Genomic DNA, 16,101 nt, shown 5'->3' with positions numbered 1-16,101 from the left:
CGCCCCGCTCCCCCTCCTCCTCACGCTGCCAGCCGGCTTCGGGGGGGGGGGTTGCCTCGGTGTGCGGCCCCCCAAAAAAAACAACCCCCCCCCCCCCCCCCCCCCCCCCCCCCGCGCGCCCCCCCCCCCCCCCCCCCCCCCCCCGCGACATGATACCGCCCGGCTTGCTTGCCGGCTTGCTTGCCGGCTTGCTTGAGCGACTTACTTGATTGGCTTGCCGGCCGGCTTGGTCACGTCAGCGCCGAACCACTTCACCGACAGCTTGCCGAGCGTGCCGTCCTTGCGCAGGTCATCCAGCGCATGGTTGACCGCCTGCGCGAACTTGGGGTTGTCCTTGCGGAACGGGATCGCCACCTGCGTGGTGGCACCCGCCACCACCGCGCCCGGCCGCAGCGGCAGGTTGGCGGTCTTGACCAGGTAGCCGACCATCAGCCGGTCGTTCAGCGCGGCATCGACACGCTGCGCCGCCAGGTCTCGCAGGTACTCGGGCGCGCCGGGATAGGTCTTGACGTCGATGCCCGGCACCGACTTGGCCAGGTCATTGAAGTTGCTGCCCAGGCTGACGCCGAGCTTGTGGCCCTTCAGGTCTTCCAGCGACTTGAACTGGCGCTTGTCGTCCTTGCGCTGGATCAGTTGCGCATCCGAGTAGACGTAGGGCGTGGAAAAGTCCAGCACCTGCTGGCGCTGCGGCGTGACGTTGACCTGGTTGACGATCACGTCGAACTTGCCCGCCTGCAAGCCGGCAATGATGCCGCTCCATTCGGTGGTGACGAACTCGGGCTTGACCCCCAGCTTGCCCGCCACCGCGCGCGCGACGTCGACGTCAAACCCTTCCAGCTCGTTCTTGGCGCCGCGGAAGCCGAACGGCGGGTATGTGCCCTCCAGGCCGATCTTCAGCACGCCGGCTTGCTTGACGGTATCGAGCAGGTCGGCGGCATGGGCCGCGGTAGCCGCCAGGCCAGCTCCAGCCATCAGCGATGCCGCCAGCAGCGACTTGAACCAGCCAGTACGAATCGATCGCATATGTTCTCCAGTGAATGCGGATAAGCAGCAAGTAGGCAGCCAACGCCGCCTGGCCTCTCGTGGAGGGCTGCCGGCCGGTTGTGCTGCTATGAGCCTATATCGGGCTCTACACTACCGCAAACGCTATCGATGGCGAAATAACGATTCATTATGGCTAAATAACCGCCGGGCGATGCATCCGGCCACGGCGGCTATGCCGTTCCCTGTTACTGGTAGGCCTTGTCGTTGGGGGCAGCAAACAGCGCCTTCATGTCTGCCGACAGGGGGTAGTTCATGTTGATGTTGCGCGGCGGGATCGGCGACATGAACCACTTGTTGTAAAGCTTCTCCGCGCGGCCGCTGGTCTGAAGGTCGGCGATCACGCCATCGGCCAGCTTCTTGAACGAGGGATCGTCCTTGCGGAACATGCAGGCGTAGTTCTCGGTCTGCAGCGGCGCGCCGACCACCACCCAATCACCCGCATTCTTGGCCTTGGTGCGCTCGCCGTACAGCAGCGGCTCGTCCATGACGAAGGCAGCGGCGCGCCCGCTCTCCAGGATCAGGAAGGACTGGCCATGGTCCTTGGTGCTGATCAGGTTCATGTTCATCGTCTTCTCGCCGTTCATCTTGACCAGCAGGCGCTCGCCGGTGGTGCCGGCGGTGGTGACCACGTTGCGGTCCTTCAGGTCAGTGAATTCCTTCACGCCAGAGTCCTTCTTGGTCAGCATCTTGATGCCGTAGACGAACAGGCTGTTGGAGAAAGCCACCTGCTTCTGGCGCTCCAGGTTATTGGTGGTGCTGCCGCATTCGATGTCGATGGTGCCGTTCTGCACCAGCGGGATGCGGTTCTGCGAGGTGATCGGCGTCAGCCGCACCTGCAGGTTCGGTATCTTCAGCTCGCTCTTCACCTTGTCGACGATCTGCAGCAGGATCTCGTGCGAGTAGCCCATCACCTCCTTGCCGTCGGTGTACGAGAACGGGATCGACGATTCGCGGTAGCCCAGCGAGATCACGCCGCCGTCCTTGATCTTCTTCAGCGTGTCGCCGTCGGCAGCCTGGGCCGCGCCGGCAGCCAGCAGCAGCGCGGCGGCGGCAAGCATGCAGGGGGTGGCAAAGCGGGTGTGCAGTGGTTTCATGTCGCGCTCCTTGTAGTGGGGCTTGGTCATTGAGGCTCGTTTTCTCGAGGTGATGCGAACTCACGGGTACTGCGGGAACCATTGCTGCATGCCGCTGCGCTACGCGCGCGCGGCATCGAAATCTGCGGCATCGAGGACCGGGCGACGCCCCGCCAGCCGGTCGGCCAGCAAGCCGGCGCTGCCCATCGCCAGCGTGAAGCCCAGCGCGCCATGGCCGAGGTTCAGCCACAGGCCAGACACGCGCGATGGCCCGATCAGCGGCAACCCGTCCGGCGTGGCCGGACGCAGGCCCGCCCACGGCTGCAGTTGCGCCAGCGGCAGGTCCGGCACGATGCCATCGAACAGTGCGCGCGTCTGCGCCACCAGCGTGCCGACCCGCTCCGGGTCGATGCGGGTGCCGCCGCGCACCAGGTCGGCCATGCCCGCTACCCGCAGCGTATTGCCGATCCGCGCGTACACGATCTTGTTGGCGAAATCCGTCACGCTGACATGCGGCGCGCGCGCGCCGCTGGCCAGCGGCACGGTGATGCTATAGCCCTTGAGCGGCCACAGCATCGGCCGCACGCCCAATGGGCGCAGCAGCGGCACGCTGCCGATGCCGCCCGCGACCACGACCACATCGGCCGGCACCTCGCCGGCATCGGTGCGCACGCCGGCCACGCGCCCACCCTGCTGCACCAGCCCCCGCACCACGGTGCCGAAACGCAGCGACACGCCAGTGCGGCCGCCGCCGTGCTGCAGCAACCGTGCCAGCGACACGCAGAAGCGGTGGCAGTCGCCCACCTCCTCGCTCGGCGTGTAGATGGCGCCGGCGATCTCGTCTCGGATGCCGGCCAGCGCAGGCTCCAGCGCGACGCAGGCGTCACGGTCCAGCGCCTGCTGCTCGCAGCCCAGGCTGGCCTGGTAATCCAGCAGCCGGCAGGCCGAGGCGAACGCCGCTTCGTCGCGGTGCACCACCAGTTTGCCGCGCCGCGCAAAATCAAAGCCGAAGCCGCTGTCCTCATGCTCGTGCTGCGCCACGAACGCCTGCAGCTGGTCGCGCGAATAGAAGCCCAGGCGCAGCAGCTTGCGTGTGGTGGCCTCGCTGGTGCTGGCATTGCAGGCGCCCATGAAGGCGGCGAGCCAGCGCCATTGCGCGGGATCGGCCACGGGGCGGAAGCGCATGGGCGAATCGCGCCGCAGCAGCCAGCCCGGCACCTTGCCAATCACGCCCGGTCCGGCCAGCGGCGCCACATAGCTGTAGCTGAGCTGCCCGCCATTGGCAAAGCTGGTTTCCTCTCCCGGGCCCTGGTGCCGTTCCAGCACTGTCACCTCATGCCCGTCCTGGGCGAGGCGCCATGCCGTTGTCATGCCGACCACTCCGGCGCCCACGATCACTACCCGCATTGCCTTCCTTGTTGCATCAAAAGATCGATGCCAGAGGGTAGAACAGCGGGGGCCGGCTTGCCCAATGCGAATACGTGCCAGAATATGTCTTCAGGCTATGGATGGCCTGTGCCTATCGTTCCAGACACCCCAAATCCCATGCGCCTGCGCCAGATCGAGGTTTTCCGCGCCGTGATGCTGACCGGCACCGTCAGCGAAGCCGCGCGCCTGCTGCACGTGTCCCAGCCCGTGGTCACGCGCGTGCTGCAGCATGCCGAGGCCTCGCTCGGCTTCCGCCTGTTCGAACGCGTGCGCGGGCGGCTGCAGCCGACGCCTGAGGCCAACGCCTTGTATGGCGATGTCGAAAGGCTATATGGCGAGATCGAGCGGGTGCGCCGCGTCTCGGAAAGCCTGCGCCACAAGGGTGCCGGACGCCTGCGCGTGGCGGCCACGCCGAGCCTGGCCAACCCGCTGCTGGTGCCGGCGGTGCGGCGCTTCTGCGCGCGCCACCCCGACACACAGGTGCAGGTGCTGACCCATCACACCGACGAGATCGTCGGCGCGCTGCTGGCCAACCAGATCGACCTGGGTTTCGCCTTCTCGCCGCCGCGCCACGAGGCCATTTCAAGCGAACCGGTGGCTAGCGGCCGCATGTTGCTGGCGGTGCCGCGCGGCCAGCCACTGCCCGCCGCGGGGCGCCGCCGCCAGGTGCCGATGCAGCGGCTGATGGATCGCCCCTTCATCGGCTATGACGACAACAGCTCGCTCGGCCTGCTGGTGCGCCAGACGCTGGCGCGGCACGCGCTGGAGCCGCGTTCGACGCTGGAGGTGCAGACGTACTCGCTGGCGCTGGCGCTGGTCGACGCCGGGCTTGGCCTGACGCTGCTGGACCAGTACACCGCGCTCAGCGCCAATCCCGGCCATTTGGCCTTGCATGACGTGGCGCCGGAGCTGCCGTTCGAGATCCAGATGCTGCGCGCCAGCCACCGCGCCGGCTCCAGCCTGGCCGACGACCTGCGCATGCAGTTCGCGCAGGCCGCGCAAGACCTGGCGGCAACGCTGCCGCAGCGGCTGGAAGCGCCGGTGGTCAGCCTGGACGCCGCATTGCCTGGCAGCGCCAGAGTGCGCACGGCGATACTGGAATGACGGCCGCGCCGGCGCCGATTTGACAGCTTCACAGGCGGTGCACCATCATCAGGTCGCCTGCACTCGCTGGCCGCAAGCGCCAGATTGCCTATGTTCGTCCTGACCCTGACCGCCCTTGTCCTGGTCAGCGCCTTCTTCTCCATCTCCGAGATCGCGCTGACCGCCGCACGCCGCACCAAGCTCCAGGTCTTGTCCGAGCGCGGCGATGGCCGCGCCACGCGCGTACTGCTGCTCAAGGAAGAGCCAGGGAATTTCTTCACCATCGTGCAGATCGGCGTCAACAGCGTCGCCATCCTCGCCGGTATCCTCGGCGAGAAGCACGTGTCGGACCTGCTGCTGGAAACGCTGTCGCCGTATATGCAGGTGGTCCACGCGCAACGCGCGGCCAATATCGGCTCGTTCCTGATCGTAACGCTGCTGTTCATCCAGTTTGCCGACCTGATCCCCAAGCGCATCGCGATGACATTTCCGGAAGCGTGCGCGCTGGCCGTGATCGACCCGATGTTGACGCTGCTGCGCGTGCTCAAGCCGCTGGTGTGGGTCTTCAACGCCGCCGCCGATGCCGCGCTGCGGCTGTTGCGCCTGCCGACCAAGCCGGTCGACCAGATCACCACCGAGGACATCGCCGCCATGGTCGATGCCGGGGCCGAGGCCGGCGTGCTGCACAAGCATGAGCTGCACCTGATCGAGAACGTGTTCGAGCTCGGCTTCAAGGGCATCACCGCAATCATGACGCCGCGGGACGACGTGGTCTGGCTGAGCCTGGACGAGCCCGCCGACAGCGTGCGGCGCAAGCTGGTGAACCAGCCGCACGCGCAATACCCGGTGTGCGCCCACGACCTTGACGACGTGCAGGGCTATATCGATTCCAAGGACATCCTGCAGTTGCTGCTTGCGGACGATACCGCCGCGGTGATCGGCAATATCGGCCGCCACCACGACAAGAACGTGCTGGTGATCCCGGACACGCTGACGCTGTCCGAGGCGCTGACGCGCTTCCGCGAGATGCACCAGAACTTTGCCGTGGTGATGAACGAGTACGGGCTGGTGGTGGGCATCGTCACGCTCGACGATATCGTCGGCGCACTGATGGGCGACATCCTCTACTCCAGCGAAGACGAGCAGATCGTGCGCCGCGACGACAGCTCGTGGCTGGTCGACGGCCTGACGCCGTTGGTGGACCTGAAGAAAGCGCTGGAACTCGATGCGCTGCCCGGCGAGGACTATGTCGACACCGCCGGCGGGCTGGTGATCTATGCGCTCAAGCGCATCCCGAAGAAATCCGAGTCGATTACCGTCGCAGGCTATCGTTTTGAAGTGCTGGACATCGACCATCACAAGATCGACCAGCTACTGGTATCGCGCCTGCCGTCGCCAGAAGAGTCTGCTGTGCAGCAGCGGTAGCCGATCCTGCCTGGCGATACTGCTCCAGCGTATCCGGCATGCGGAACCACGCCACGTAGCTGAACGCCACCACCACCGCAGCTGCGGCCACCACGCCGAGCCGCCACGGCGCCACCGCATCCCGCGGCGCCGGCACGTGCAGCGTGCGGTAGGCGGTGCCGAGCAGCGCGATCCACGCCAGGCCCAGCGCATAGCCCGCGGCCACGTCGGACAGCCAGTGCATGCCCAGGTAAAGCCGCGACACCCCGATCGCCGCCACCGCCACCACGGTCAGCGCCAGCACCGGGATGCGCACGCGCCATGGCTGGCGCAGGCACAGCAGGAACGCCAGGAAGCCGTACGTCACCATGCTGCTGGTGGCGTGGCCGCTGGGAAAGGAATACGACTCCAGCCCGCTGTAGATGCTTGCCGGCCGCACCCGCGCCATCCCCAGCTTGAGCGCCGTCACGCAGGCGCGCGCGCCAAGCAGCGCCGCGGCCCAGTACAGCGCCGTGACCCACGCGCGCCGCCACCAGAGCCATGCGAACACCGCCACGCCGACCGCCATCGAGATGCGCGCACCGCCCAGCTCTGTCACTGCGACCATGGCGATATCGAGCCAGTCGCGGCGCCATGCGCGCAGCTGCGCGAACACCAGCTGGTCGAGCTGGACCACTTCCTCGCCCTCCGCCACTTCGGCGGCCAGCCAGAACAGCGCTGCCCCGCAAGCCAGCAGCGCGGCGCCAGCCACGAGTACCAGCAACAGCTCGGCGATATCGCGTTCCAGCACGCGCAGCGTCAACGTGCTCAGCCGGCGCGGCCGATCCTGCGCGGCCACGCGCGTCGACAAGGCGCCGGCACCCAAAACGCGCATGCCGTCCAGCCAGCGCACCAGCGGGCGCAACAGCGCCACCAGCAGCGGCACCAGGCACAACAGCAACACCGTGGCGAGCGTGAACAAGCCCAGCAATCCCAGCGCCGTGCCCGGCGTCAGCCAGGCATCGGCGGCTGCGGCCACGCGCGTCTGCAGTTCAGGCACCCGCCACCCCGGTGCCGCCGATACGCGCGATATTGGCGCGCGCAGGCGCCTCGCAATCAGCGAAGGCCGGCGTCAAAAACAGTCGCGGCCGCTGCGCCAGCTCGCCGAGGAAGGCGGCGCGCCGGCGCCGGAACTCCGCCAGCAGCGCATCGCCTTGCAAGCCAGTGCGCGCGGCCAGCATGGCGCGGTTCTCGGCGAAGACATCGGCACTGTGGGCATCGAATACGTCGGGGGGCGCGGCCAGCCGGAACAGGTCGAGATCGAGCACGGTTTCCGCGCCGTCGATGGTCGGCAGATGCGTGCGGGTGTCGCGCACGATCTGCGCGGCACGATCGAGCACTGCGCGCTCCAGCGCCGGTGCAATCGTCTCGATCAAGGCCGCGGACGCCGACTCGTTGTGCTCGCATCCCGGCACATAGACGGCGTCATGGCACAGCGCCGCAAGCGCCTGCGCCGGATCCAGCGCGACGCCACGCGCGTGGGCGACATCGAACATCTGCAGGATATGGTGGCGGTCGTGATAGTGCCGGTATGGCGTGTCATGCAGCGCCAGCACATCCAGCACCGTCTTGCGCGGCAGGAAGTCGAGACAGGCCAGCGCCGCGGGCCAGTCCGGCGCGAAGCGCGGCACCTCACCCTGTAGCGTCGCCACGGGTTCGGTGAACACGTCGGCGCGGCGCACCCAAAGCAAGGCGGGGTCGCGCATCGCGCGATAGACGACTGCAGGCGCGAGGTCGGCCTCAAGGCGCCCGATGCCAACGACGGCATAGGCACCGCCCTTGTGGTGACGGTACGGCATGCCGGCAATCAGGTCGGGGTCGTCGGGCAGTTCGGCGGGGTCGCCGTGGAATTCGGCAGGCGTGGCGGGTGGCAGTGTCATCGGTGGCCTCATTCATGGCAGTCCGCTGGATCGCCATGATAGTGCACCGCCAGGCGCTGGCAGCGATGAAACCGACCGCCGGAAAAAACAAAACCGACGCTCACTTGCGTGGACGTCGGCCTGAGTTTTACTACACTGTTGTTGCCTGTCCGGTGGTCGAGACCGGGCAGCTTCTTGTCTGGCGGAGAGGGTGGGATTCGAACCCACGGTACCGTCGCCGGTACGCCTGATTTCGAGTCAGGTACATTCGACCACTCTGCCACCTCTCCGGTAACTGCTTTGCCGTGTGGCGAAACCGAGATTATAGCCACACCGTACCGGCCAGTGCAAGAGGCCGGCAACAGATTTTTTACAGCTCCGGTTCCAGGCGAGTGACGCCACCCATGTAAGGTTGCAGCGCGGTCGGCACCGTGACCGAGCCGTCGGCGTTCTGGTAGTTCTCCAGGATGGCCACCAGCGTGCGGCCCACGGCCAGGCCCGAGCCGTTGAGCGTGTGCACCAGTTCCGGCTTGCCCTGCCCTGCGCGCATGCGCGCTTGCATGCGGCGTGCCTGGAAGTCGCCCATGTTCGAGCACGAGCTGATCTCGCGGTAGGTGTTCTGCGCCGGGATCCACACTTCGAGGTCATAGGTCTTGGTGCTGCCGAAGCCCATGTCGCCCGTGCACAGCACGATGGTGCGGAACGGCAGCTCCAGCTTCTTCAGGATCGCCTCGGCGTGCCCGGTCAGCTCTTCCAGCGCGTCGAACGATTGCGCGGCCGGAACGATCTGCACCATCTCGACCTTGTCGAACTGGTGCTGGCGGATCATGCCGCGCGTGTCCTTGCCGTACGAGCCGGCCTCCGAGCGGAAGCATGGCGTATGCGCGACGAAGCGCAGCGGCAGCTTCTCGCCGGCGACGATGGCGTCGCGCACGATATTGGTCAGCGGCACCTCGGCGGTGGGGATCAGGTAGAAGTTCTCGATGCGCTCCCCCGCATTGTCGTCACCGGCGCTACCCACCTTGCGCGGCACCTTGAACAGGTCTTCCTCGAACTTGGGCAACTGGCCGGTACCGCGCATCGACGCGGCGTTGACGATGTACGGCACGTACATCTCGGTATAGCCATGTTCCCGCGTATGGGTGTCGAGCATCAGCTGCACCAGCGCGCGGTTCATGCGCGCCACGCCGCCGCGCAGCATCGAGAAGCGCGAGCCGGTCACCTTGACCGCGGTATCGAAGTCCAGGCCCAGCTTCTCGCCCACGTCGACGTGGTCGCGCACTTCAAAGTCGAACTGGCGCGGCTCGCCGACGCGGCGCACCTCGACGTTCTGGGTTTCATCGTTGCCCACCGGCACGCTTTCGTGCGGCAGGTTGGGGATCGACAGCATCAGCTCTGACAGATGCGCCTGGATCTCGTCGAGCCGCGCGGCTGAAGCCTTGAGCGTGTCGCCAATCCCGCCGACTTCGGCCATCACGGCCGAGGCGTCCTCTCCCTTGCCCTTGAGCATGCCGATCTGCTTGGACAGGCTGTTGCGGCGCGCCTGCAGTTCCTCGGTCTGGGTCTGCAGTTGCTTGCGTTCGGCCTCGAGTGCCTGGAACGCCGCCACGTCGAGTTGGAAGCCGCGCGTGGCAAGGCGTTGCGCCACGGCGTCGATGTCTTTGCGGAACAGCTGGATGTCGAGCATGTTGCTTGAGGTGAAGTGCAGGGCCAGCGACATGCCGGCGGACCCGCCATTTTACTGCACCCGCATGGACCGCATGGACCAGGAAGCGCGAACTGGCGGCGCATGACGCCGCAGTCCGGCGGAAACTACTCGCCCTTGCCCCCGTCCTTGCCGCCCTTCTCGCCGTCGTTGTTGGCTTTCTCGCGGGACTTGACCGCGCGCTGCTCACGGTGCCAGGCATCGTCCAGCTCGCGCAGGTGGCGCAGCTTCTCCGCAATCTTGCCTTCCAGCCCGCGCGGCACCGGCTGGTACCAGCCCTGCGCCTTCAGGTCGTCCGGAAAGTAATGCTCGCCAGCGGCGTAGCCTTCGGGCTCGTCATGCGCGTAGCGGTAGGCATGGCCGTAGCCAAGCTCCTTCATCAGCCTGGTCGGCGCATTGCGCAGGTGTACAGGCACCGCTCGCGACTTGTCCTTGCCGACGAAGGCGCGTGCCGCGTTGTACGCGTTGTAGCCGGCATTGGACTTGGGCGCGACCGCCAGGTAGATCAGCGCCTGCCCCAGCGCCAGCTCCCCTTCCGGCGAACCCAGCCGCTCGTAGGTCTCGGCCGCGTCCAGCGTGATGCGCGCGGCACGAGGATCGGCCAGCCCGATGTCTTCCCACGCCATGCGCACGATGCGCCGCGCCAGGTAGCGCGGATCGGCGCCGCCGTCGATCATGCGGCAGAACCAATACAGCGCGGCATCGGGGTCCGAGCCGCGCACCGACTTGTGCAGCGCGCTGATCTGGTCGTAGAAGGCATCGCCTCCCTTGTCGAAGCGGCGCAGGTTTTCCGACAGCGCGCTGCCCAGCAGCACGGTATCGATCTGCGCGGCGCCGGCGGTGCGCGCGGCGCGCGCCACGATCTCGATATTGTTCAGCAGCTTGCGCCCGTCGCCGTCGGCCGATGCCACGATCAGCTGCAGTGCCTCGTCCTGCCAGCTCAGTTCGCCCTGTTTGCCGCCCAGTTCTTCAGTGGCGCGCAGGGCCAGCTGGGTCAGTTCGGCATCGTCCAGGCTCTTGAGTACATAGACCGCCGCGCGCGACAGCAACGCGCCGTTGACCTCGAAGGAAGGATTCTCGGTGGTCGCGCCGATGAAGGTGAACAGCCCGCTCTCGACGTGCGGCAGGAAGGCATCCTGCTGGCTCTTGTTGAAGCGGTGCACCTCGTCGACGAACACCAGCGTGCGCCGCCCGTGCGCGCGGAACTGCTCGGCGCGTTCCACCGCCTCGCGGATGTCCTTGACGCCCGACAGCACCGCCGACAGCGCGATGAACTCGGCGTCGAACGCATCGGCCATCAGCCGCGCCAGGGTGGTCTTGCCCACGCCGGGCGGGCCCCACAGGATCATCGAATGCGGCTCGCCCGACTCGAACGCCACGCGCAGCGGCTTGCCCGGGCCCAGCAGGTGCTGCTGCCCGATTACCTCGTCGATGGTGCGCGGGCGCAGGCGTTCGGCCAGCGGTTGTCGGGAACGGTCAGGGGTATCGGAGAACAGCGAGTCCGCCACGTCATCAAACCTTGCGATTGCAGAACGCCACAGTGTAGACCATCGGCGTCCCGCGCTCAGGTGCCGGGCCGGGTGCCGGGCTAGGCGGCAAACGCGACCACGTCCTCGATCTCGACGCGGATGCCGATGCGCTCGCCCACCGCGTGGTTGTGGTGCGAGGGCACCAGCGCCAGCACCCGGCCGCCGCTGGCCAGCCGCAGCGTGTACAGGATCTCGGCGCCCCGGAAGGCCTTGTGCACCACCTCCGCCTGCATCGGGCTGGCGTCGTCGTGGACGATGTCGTCAGGACGCACCAGCACGTCGACAGCGGCATCCGCGGGCAGCTGCAGGGGCACCGCCGGGTGCAGCATGCCCAGCTCCACTTCTATCCGCGCATCGCCGCGCAGGTGCCCCGGCATCAGCACCCCCTGGCCGATAAAGCCGGCGACGAAACGCGACGCCGGGCGGTGGTACAACTCGTGCGCACTGCCCCACTGCTCGATCACGCCGTCATGCATCACGCCGATCTCGTCAGCCATGGCAAAGGCCTCGTACTGGTCATGCGTGACCAGGATCGCGGTGGTGCCCTGCGCCTTCAGGATCGCGCGCACTTCCAGGCTCAGGCGCTCGCGCAAATCGACATCCAGGTTGGAGAACGGCTCGTCAAGCAGCAGCAACTCGGGCCGCGGCGCCAGTGCGCGCGCCAGCGCCACGCGCTGCTGCTGGCCGCCGGACAGCTCGTGCGGATACTTTTGCCCCGAACCGGCAAGCCCGACCAACTGCAGCACCTCTTCCACCCGCGCCGCACGCTCGGCGCGGCCGGCGCGGGTCAGCCCGAAGCCGACGTTGGCGGCCACGTCCAGGTGCGGGAACAGCGCGTAGTCCTGGAACACCATGCCGATGCGGCGCTGCTCCGGCGGCACCAGCGCGCCCGACGACGACACGGTCTGCCCGTCCAGCACGATGCGGCCGTCCTGCAACGGCTCGAAGCCGGCGATGGCGCGCAGCACGGTGGTCTTGCCGCAGCCGCTGGGGCCCAGCAAGCAGGCGATATTGCCCCGCGCCAGCGCAAACGACAGGCCCTTGACCACCGCGTGCCGGCCGAAGGCATGCCGGATACGGTCGACCTCGATGACAGCGGCGTCGGCGGCGTCGGCGGCGGTCTCGTGGGTGCCGCTGCGCGCCATCGGCCGCGCGCGTGCCTGGGCTCCGGGTAATCGGGAATAGGAATCGGTCCGCATGTGCGCATTATAGGGACGTGGCGCCGCGCCGCGGGTCGTCTCGTACGGCATTGCTAGAATGCGGCAGCCCGCGTGCCGCGCCGGCACCACATTGTCCGGGCGCGCTTCCATCAAATCCACCGCATGCTCCTGCCCAGCCGCCGCCGCTTCCATCCCCTGACCCTGGCCACGCTCGCGATGGCGCTGCTGATCGCCGTACCCGTGCTGGTGGTCGCCTCGGCCGTGCTTCTGCCCGCCGGCGAGACCTGGCGCCACCTGATCGACACGGTGCTGGCAGAGTACGTGCTCAATACCATCTGGCTGCTGCTTGGCGTGGCCGCGGGCGTGCTGCTGCTCGGCGTGACCACGGCATGGCTGGTCTCGACCTACCGCTTCCCGGGCCATGCCGTGATGGAATGGGCGTTGGTGCTGCCGATGGCAATGCCGGCCTATGTGATCGCCTACGCCTACACCGATGCGCTGCAATTCGCCGGGCCGGTGCAAGGCTGGCTGCGCGAGCTGACCGGGTGGAAGGCGCGCGACTACTGGTTCCCGGACATCCGCTCGATGGGCGGCGCCATCGCCCTGTTCTCGCTGGTGCTGTATCCCTACGTCTACCTGACGGCGCGCGCCGCCTTCCTGCAGCAGACACAGAACACGATTGAAGCCGCGCGCCTGCTCGGCCACGGCACCTGGAGCCGGCTCTGGCGCGTGGTGCTGCCGCTGGCCCGGCCCGGCATCGTCGCCGGCACCGCGCTGGCGATGATGGAAACGCTGGCCGACTTCGGCACCGTGGCGTACTTTGCCATCCCCACGTTTTCCACCGGCATCTACCGGGCGTGGTTCTCGCTCGGCGACAAGAATGCGGCGGCGCAGCTGTCGGCATGCATGCTGCTGTTCGTCGCCGCAATCCTGCTGATGGAGCGCGCCAGCCGCGGCCGCGCGCAGGTCTACGGCAACCAGCGCCGCGCCGCGGCATGGACGCTCGGCGGCACCCGCGGCTGGCTCGCGCTGGCGGTCTGCGCCGTGCCGGTGCTGCTGGGCTTCCTGGTGCCGGCGCTGATGTTGTGCCGCATGGCTTTCACCGACGGCGATGCCCAGCTTGGCCCGCGCTTTGTCGGGCTGGTGCGCAACAGTTTCCTGCTGGCCAGCGCGACGGCGCTGGCGGCCGTGCTGGTGGCACTGGCAATCGGCTACGCCGGACGCGCCGCGAACGGCCGGCGCGGCTGGCTGGTGCGCGGCATGACGCGGCTTTGCGGCATGGGCTATGCGCTGCCCGGCTCGGTCATCGCCGTGGGCGTGCTGGTGCCGGTGGCGCGCTTCGACAACGCGCTGTCGGCGTGGCTGCAGCAGCAGTTTGGGCTGTCGGTCGGATTGCTGCTGACCGGCGGCATCGCGGCGCTGGTGTATGCCCTGCTGGTGCGTTTCCTGGGCGTGGCGCTGCAGACGGTCAATGCCGGCCTGGGCAAGATCACGCCAAGCATGGACGCCGCCGCGCGCAGCCTCGGCCACGGCCCCGGCGCCACGCTGCGGCGCGTGCATGTCCCGATGCTGCGCGGCAGCCTGCTGACGGCGGCGCTGATCGTCTTTGTCGATGTGATGAAGGAACTGCCGGCCACCTTCGTGATGCGGCCGTTCAACTTCGATACGCTGGCCGTACAGGCCTACAACCTTGCCGCGGACGAACGCCTGACCGAAGCCGCGACCGCGTCGCTGGTGATCGTCGCCGTCGGCCTGCTGCCGGTGATCATGCTGTCGCGCACGATCCGGCGCGAGGCGCAGCGCTGAGCCGCCCGCCGGCCCGCTCAAGTCCCGCCGTGCCGCGCCGATAGCCTTTTATGGCCCGGCGCTCGCCCGGGGAAAAAAACAGCGGCACGCCGGGCCTTTCGGCGCCTGCCGCCGGAACGCATGACGGGGGCGTATGCTGCGATACCACATCCTGTTGTTCAAGCTGAACCGGCTGGTCAACCGCAACACGCTGAGTGGCGTGGAAGAAATCTCGCTGGCGGGACAACTGGCCGAGATGATCGAATCCGCCGATACCGCGGCGCGCATCATTGACGACCTTGCCGACCACGCCAACCCGCAGGTGCGCCGCATCGCGCTGAATGCGGTCCGCCGCGGGCGCCAGTTCACCTCACCCAATCTGCAACCCGCGCTGGTACGCCGCATGGCGGATGTCGAAGCGGCAGTGCGCCATGATGCGGTGTGGATCGTGCAGGAAACGCGCATGGACGGCGCCGAACTGCGCGCGGCGCTGCGCCGGCTGGCGGGCAAGGTGCAGTTGCCATGGGACGCGGAGCGTGCCCGCGCCAATCCCGGCGACACGGCGCTGTCCGCGCAGGTGCGCGCCCGCATGGCGCTGGACAAGCTGCTGGAAAAGAGTGCGGCGGAGCGCAACCAGGCGCTGGCCGCAATGGCGCTGGGAACGGTGGGGGACCAACCCTATGCGGAAGGCACGGTCGGCCACAAGGGCCTGCTGCAACGCGCGCTGATCCGGCGCCAGGCCGGGCGGCGGCTCGACAGCAGCGTCAAGCTGACGTTCCGCAAGGTCGAGCCGGCCGAGGTGAAGGGAAACAAGCGGTTCCTGCTTTGATGTGGAACCTGATGCGGAACCGGCCGGCGACCCTCGTGCAGGGACGGCCGGCCTGACCTGCGGCTTACTTGAAGCCCGCGCGATCCAGCAGCTTCTGCGCCTGCGGCTGATACTTGCCCAGTTCGGCCACGTTGATGCTGTCGGCCTTGAACTCGCCCAGTGAATCGAGCGCCGGATTGCTGACCTTCACGCCCTGCACCACCGGCCATTCGTTGTTGCCGTCGGCAAAGTAGCGTTGCGCTTCGTCGCTGGCCAGGTACTCCAGGAACTTGACCGCCGCCTCCTTGTTCGGCGCGTGCTTCAGCATGCCGCCGCCGGAGATGTTCATGTGCACGCCCTGGCTTTTCTGGTTGGGCCACACCACGCCAAGCTTGTCGGCCACGGCCTTGTCTTCCGGCTTGGTCGATTTCAGCAGGCGCGCGATGTAGTAGGTGTTGGAGATCGCCACGTCGCACTCGCCCGCGGCCACGGCCTTGAGCTGGTCGGTATCGCCGCCCTTGGGCACGCGCGCCAGGTTGGCGGCCACGCCGCGCGCCCACTGCTCGGTGCGCGCCTCGCCGTCGTGCGCGATCAGGCTGGACACCAGCGACAGGTTGTAGACGTGCCCGCTGGAACGCGTGCACACCTTGCCCTTCCACTTGGGATCTGCCAGGTCTTCGTAGGTGGCGATGTCGCCGGCCTTGACCGCGGTCTTGTTGTACGCGATCACGCGGCCGCGCGCCGAGAAGCCAAACCACTCCCCGCTCGGGTCGCGATAGTTGGCGGGGATGCGCGATTCCAGCACCCTGGACTTGACCGGCGCGAACACGCCGGCCTGCTGGGCCCGCCACAGCCGGCCGATATCGACGGTGATAAAGACGTCCGCCGGGCTGTTGGCGCCTTCGTTGCGGATGCGCTCCAGCAGCGGATCTTCCTGGCCTTCGATGCGGTTGATCTTGATGCCGGTCTGCTTGGTGAAGTTGGCGTACAGCGCCTCGTCCGTCTGGTAGTGCCGTGCGGTATAGAGGTTCAGCACCTTTTCCTGCGCCGCGACCGCGAGCGGCAGCGTCAGCAGGGCCAGCGCCGCGACACGCGGCAGCAAGGTTCGGATAGTGGTCTTCACGCGGATGGCTCCCCAGCATGGGTGGGCAGTCGCCAGCATCCGGGACACCCGGGACTGCCCG

At 67.7% G+C, this 16,101-nt stretch carries 13 protein-coding genes and 1 tRNA gene; 4 read left to right on the top strand and 10 right to left on the bottom strand.

The genetic code is table 11. From position 1 onward, the window contains the following. Window positions 1-201 precede the first annotated feature (201 nt). The 3 genes from ACIP1U_RS02390 to ACIP1U_RS02380 form a co-directional block, all read right to left on the bottom strand. Complete coding sequence (locus ACIP1U_RS02390) at window positions 202-1,023, bottom strand: transporter substrate-binding domain-containing protein (RefSeq protein WP_400311245.1); 822 nt, start codon at window positions 1,021-1,023, stop codon at window positions 202-204. A 206-nt stretch (window positions 1,024-1,229) separates the two neighbouring features. Beyond that, the gene (locus ACIP1U_RS02385) at window positions 1,230-2,138 is read right to left on the bottom strand and encodes a glutamate/aspartate ABC transporter substrate-binding protein (RefSeq protein WP_400311242.1); all 909 of its coding nucleotides are present in this window, start codon (window positions 2,136-2,138) and stop codon (window positions 1,230-1,232) included. A 99-nt stretch (window positions 2,139-2,237) separates the two neighbouring features. After that, window positions 2,238-3,524: a D-amino acid dehydrogenase gene (locus ACIP1U_RS02380; protein WP_400311239.1), complete on the bottom strand. Its 1,287-nt coding sequence runs from the start codon at window positions 3,522-3,524 to the stop codon at window positions 2,238-2,240. Between the two features lie 138 nt (window positions 3,525-3,662). Here ACIP1U_RS02380 and ACIP1U_RS02375 point away from each other — a divergent pair, with 138 nt between their 5' ends. Next, window positions 3,663-4,649: a LysR family transcriptional regulator gene (locus tag ACIP1U_RS02375; RefSeq protein ID WP_400311236.1), complete on the top strand. Its 987-nt coding sequence runs from the start codon at window positions 3,663-3,665 to the stop codon at window positions 4,647-4,649. A gap of 90 nt (window positions 4,650-4,739) precedes the next feature. Next, window positions 4,740-6,053: a hemolysin family protein gene (locus tag ACIP1U_RS02370; RefSeq protein ID WP_400311233.1), complete on the top strand. Its 1,314-nt coding sequence runs from the start codon at window positions 4,740-4,742 to the stop codon at window positions 6,051-6,053. On the opposite strand, the gene ACIP1U_RS02365 is transcribed toward ACIP1U_RS02370, so the two are convergent. From ACIP1U_RS02365 to ACIP1U_RS02340, 6 genes are all read right to left on the bottom strand, one after another. Beyond that, a complete protein-coding gene (locus ACIP1U_RS02365) occupies window positions 5,941-7,062 on the bottom strand; it encodes a phosphatase PAP2 family protein (RefSeq protein ID WP_400311755.1) in 1,122 nt (373 codons plus the stop codon). The two genes, ACIP1U_RS02370 and ACIP1U_RS02365, sit on opposite strands and share 113 nt — an antisense overlap. A gap of 1 nt (window position 7,063) precedes the next feature. Then, window positions 7,064-7,951 (bottom strand): DUF1653 domain-containing protein, encoded by an 888-nt coding sequence (locus ACIP1U_RS02360; protein WP_400311230.1) that lies wholly within the window; start codon window positions 7,949-7,951, stop codon window positions 7,064-7,066. Between the two features lie 179 nt (window positions 7,952-8,130). After that, window positions 8,131-8,220 (bottom strand) — tRNA-Ser (locus ACIP1U_RS02355). A gap of 80 nt (window positions 8,221-8,300) precedes the next feature. Further along, complete coding sequence (serS, locus tag ACIP1U_RS02350) at window positions 8,301-9,617, bottom strand: serine--tRNA ligase (RefSeq protein ID WP_400311752.1); 1,317 nt, start codon at window positions 9,615-9,617, stop codon at window positions 8,301-8,303. Between the two features lie 125 nt (window positions 9,618-9,742). Beyond that, window positions 9,743-11,143, bottom strand: a complete 1,401-nt coding sequence (locus ACIP1U_RS02345; protein ID WP_400311227.1) for a replication-associated recombination protein A — start codon at window positions 11,141-11,143, stop codon at window positions 9,743-9,745. A gap of 80 nt (window positions 11,144-11,223) precedes the next feature. Further along, entirely contained in the window at window positions 11,224-12,363 is a 1,140-nt protein-coding gene (locus tag ACIP1U_RS02340) for an ABC transporter ATP-binding protein (protein ID WP_400311224.1), read from the bottom strand. 123 nt (window positions 12,364-12,486) lie between these two features. Between ACIP1U_RS02340 and ACIP1U_RS02335 the strand changes: the two genes are divergently transcribed. Further along, on the top strand, window positions 12,487-14,130 hold the full coding sequence (locus ACIP1U_RS02335; protein ID WP_400311222.1) for an ABC transporter permease: 1,644 nt from the start codon (window positions 12,487-12,489) through the stop codon (window positions 14,128-14,130). Window positions 14,131-14,263: 133 nt separating this feature from the next. After that, the gene (locus tag ACIP1U_RS02330) at window positions 14,264-14,938 is read left to right on the top strand and encodes a hypothetical protein (RefSeq protein ID WP_400311219.1); all 675 of its coding nucleotides are present in this window, start codon (window positions 14,264-14,266) and stop codon (window positions 14,936-14,938) included. 64 nt (window positions 14,939-15,002) lie between these two features. Here the strand turns inward: ACIP1U_RS02330 and ACIP1U_RS02325 are convergent, their stop codons facing one another. Then, on the bottom strand, window positions 15,003-16,040 hold the full coding sequence (locus tag ACIP1U_RS02325) for a Fe(3+) ABC transporter substrate-binding protein (protein WP_400311217.1): 1,038 nt from the start codon (window positions 16,038-16,040) through the stop codon (window positions 15,003-15,005). Window positions 16,041-16,101 lie beyond the last annotated feature (61 nt).

This window comes from Cupriavidus sp. NPDC089707 (assembly GCF_044748965.1).
Lineage (GTDB): Bacteria > Pseudomonadota > Gammaproteobacteria > Burkholderiales > Burkholderiaceae > Cupriavidus.
The sequence above is the reverse complement of the archived record's forward strand: the minus strand, read 5'-3'. Positions and strand labels throughout refer to the sequence as shown.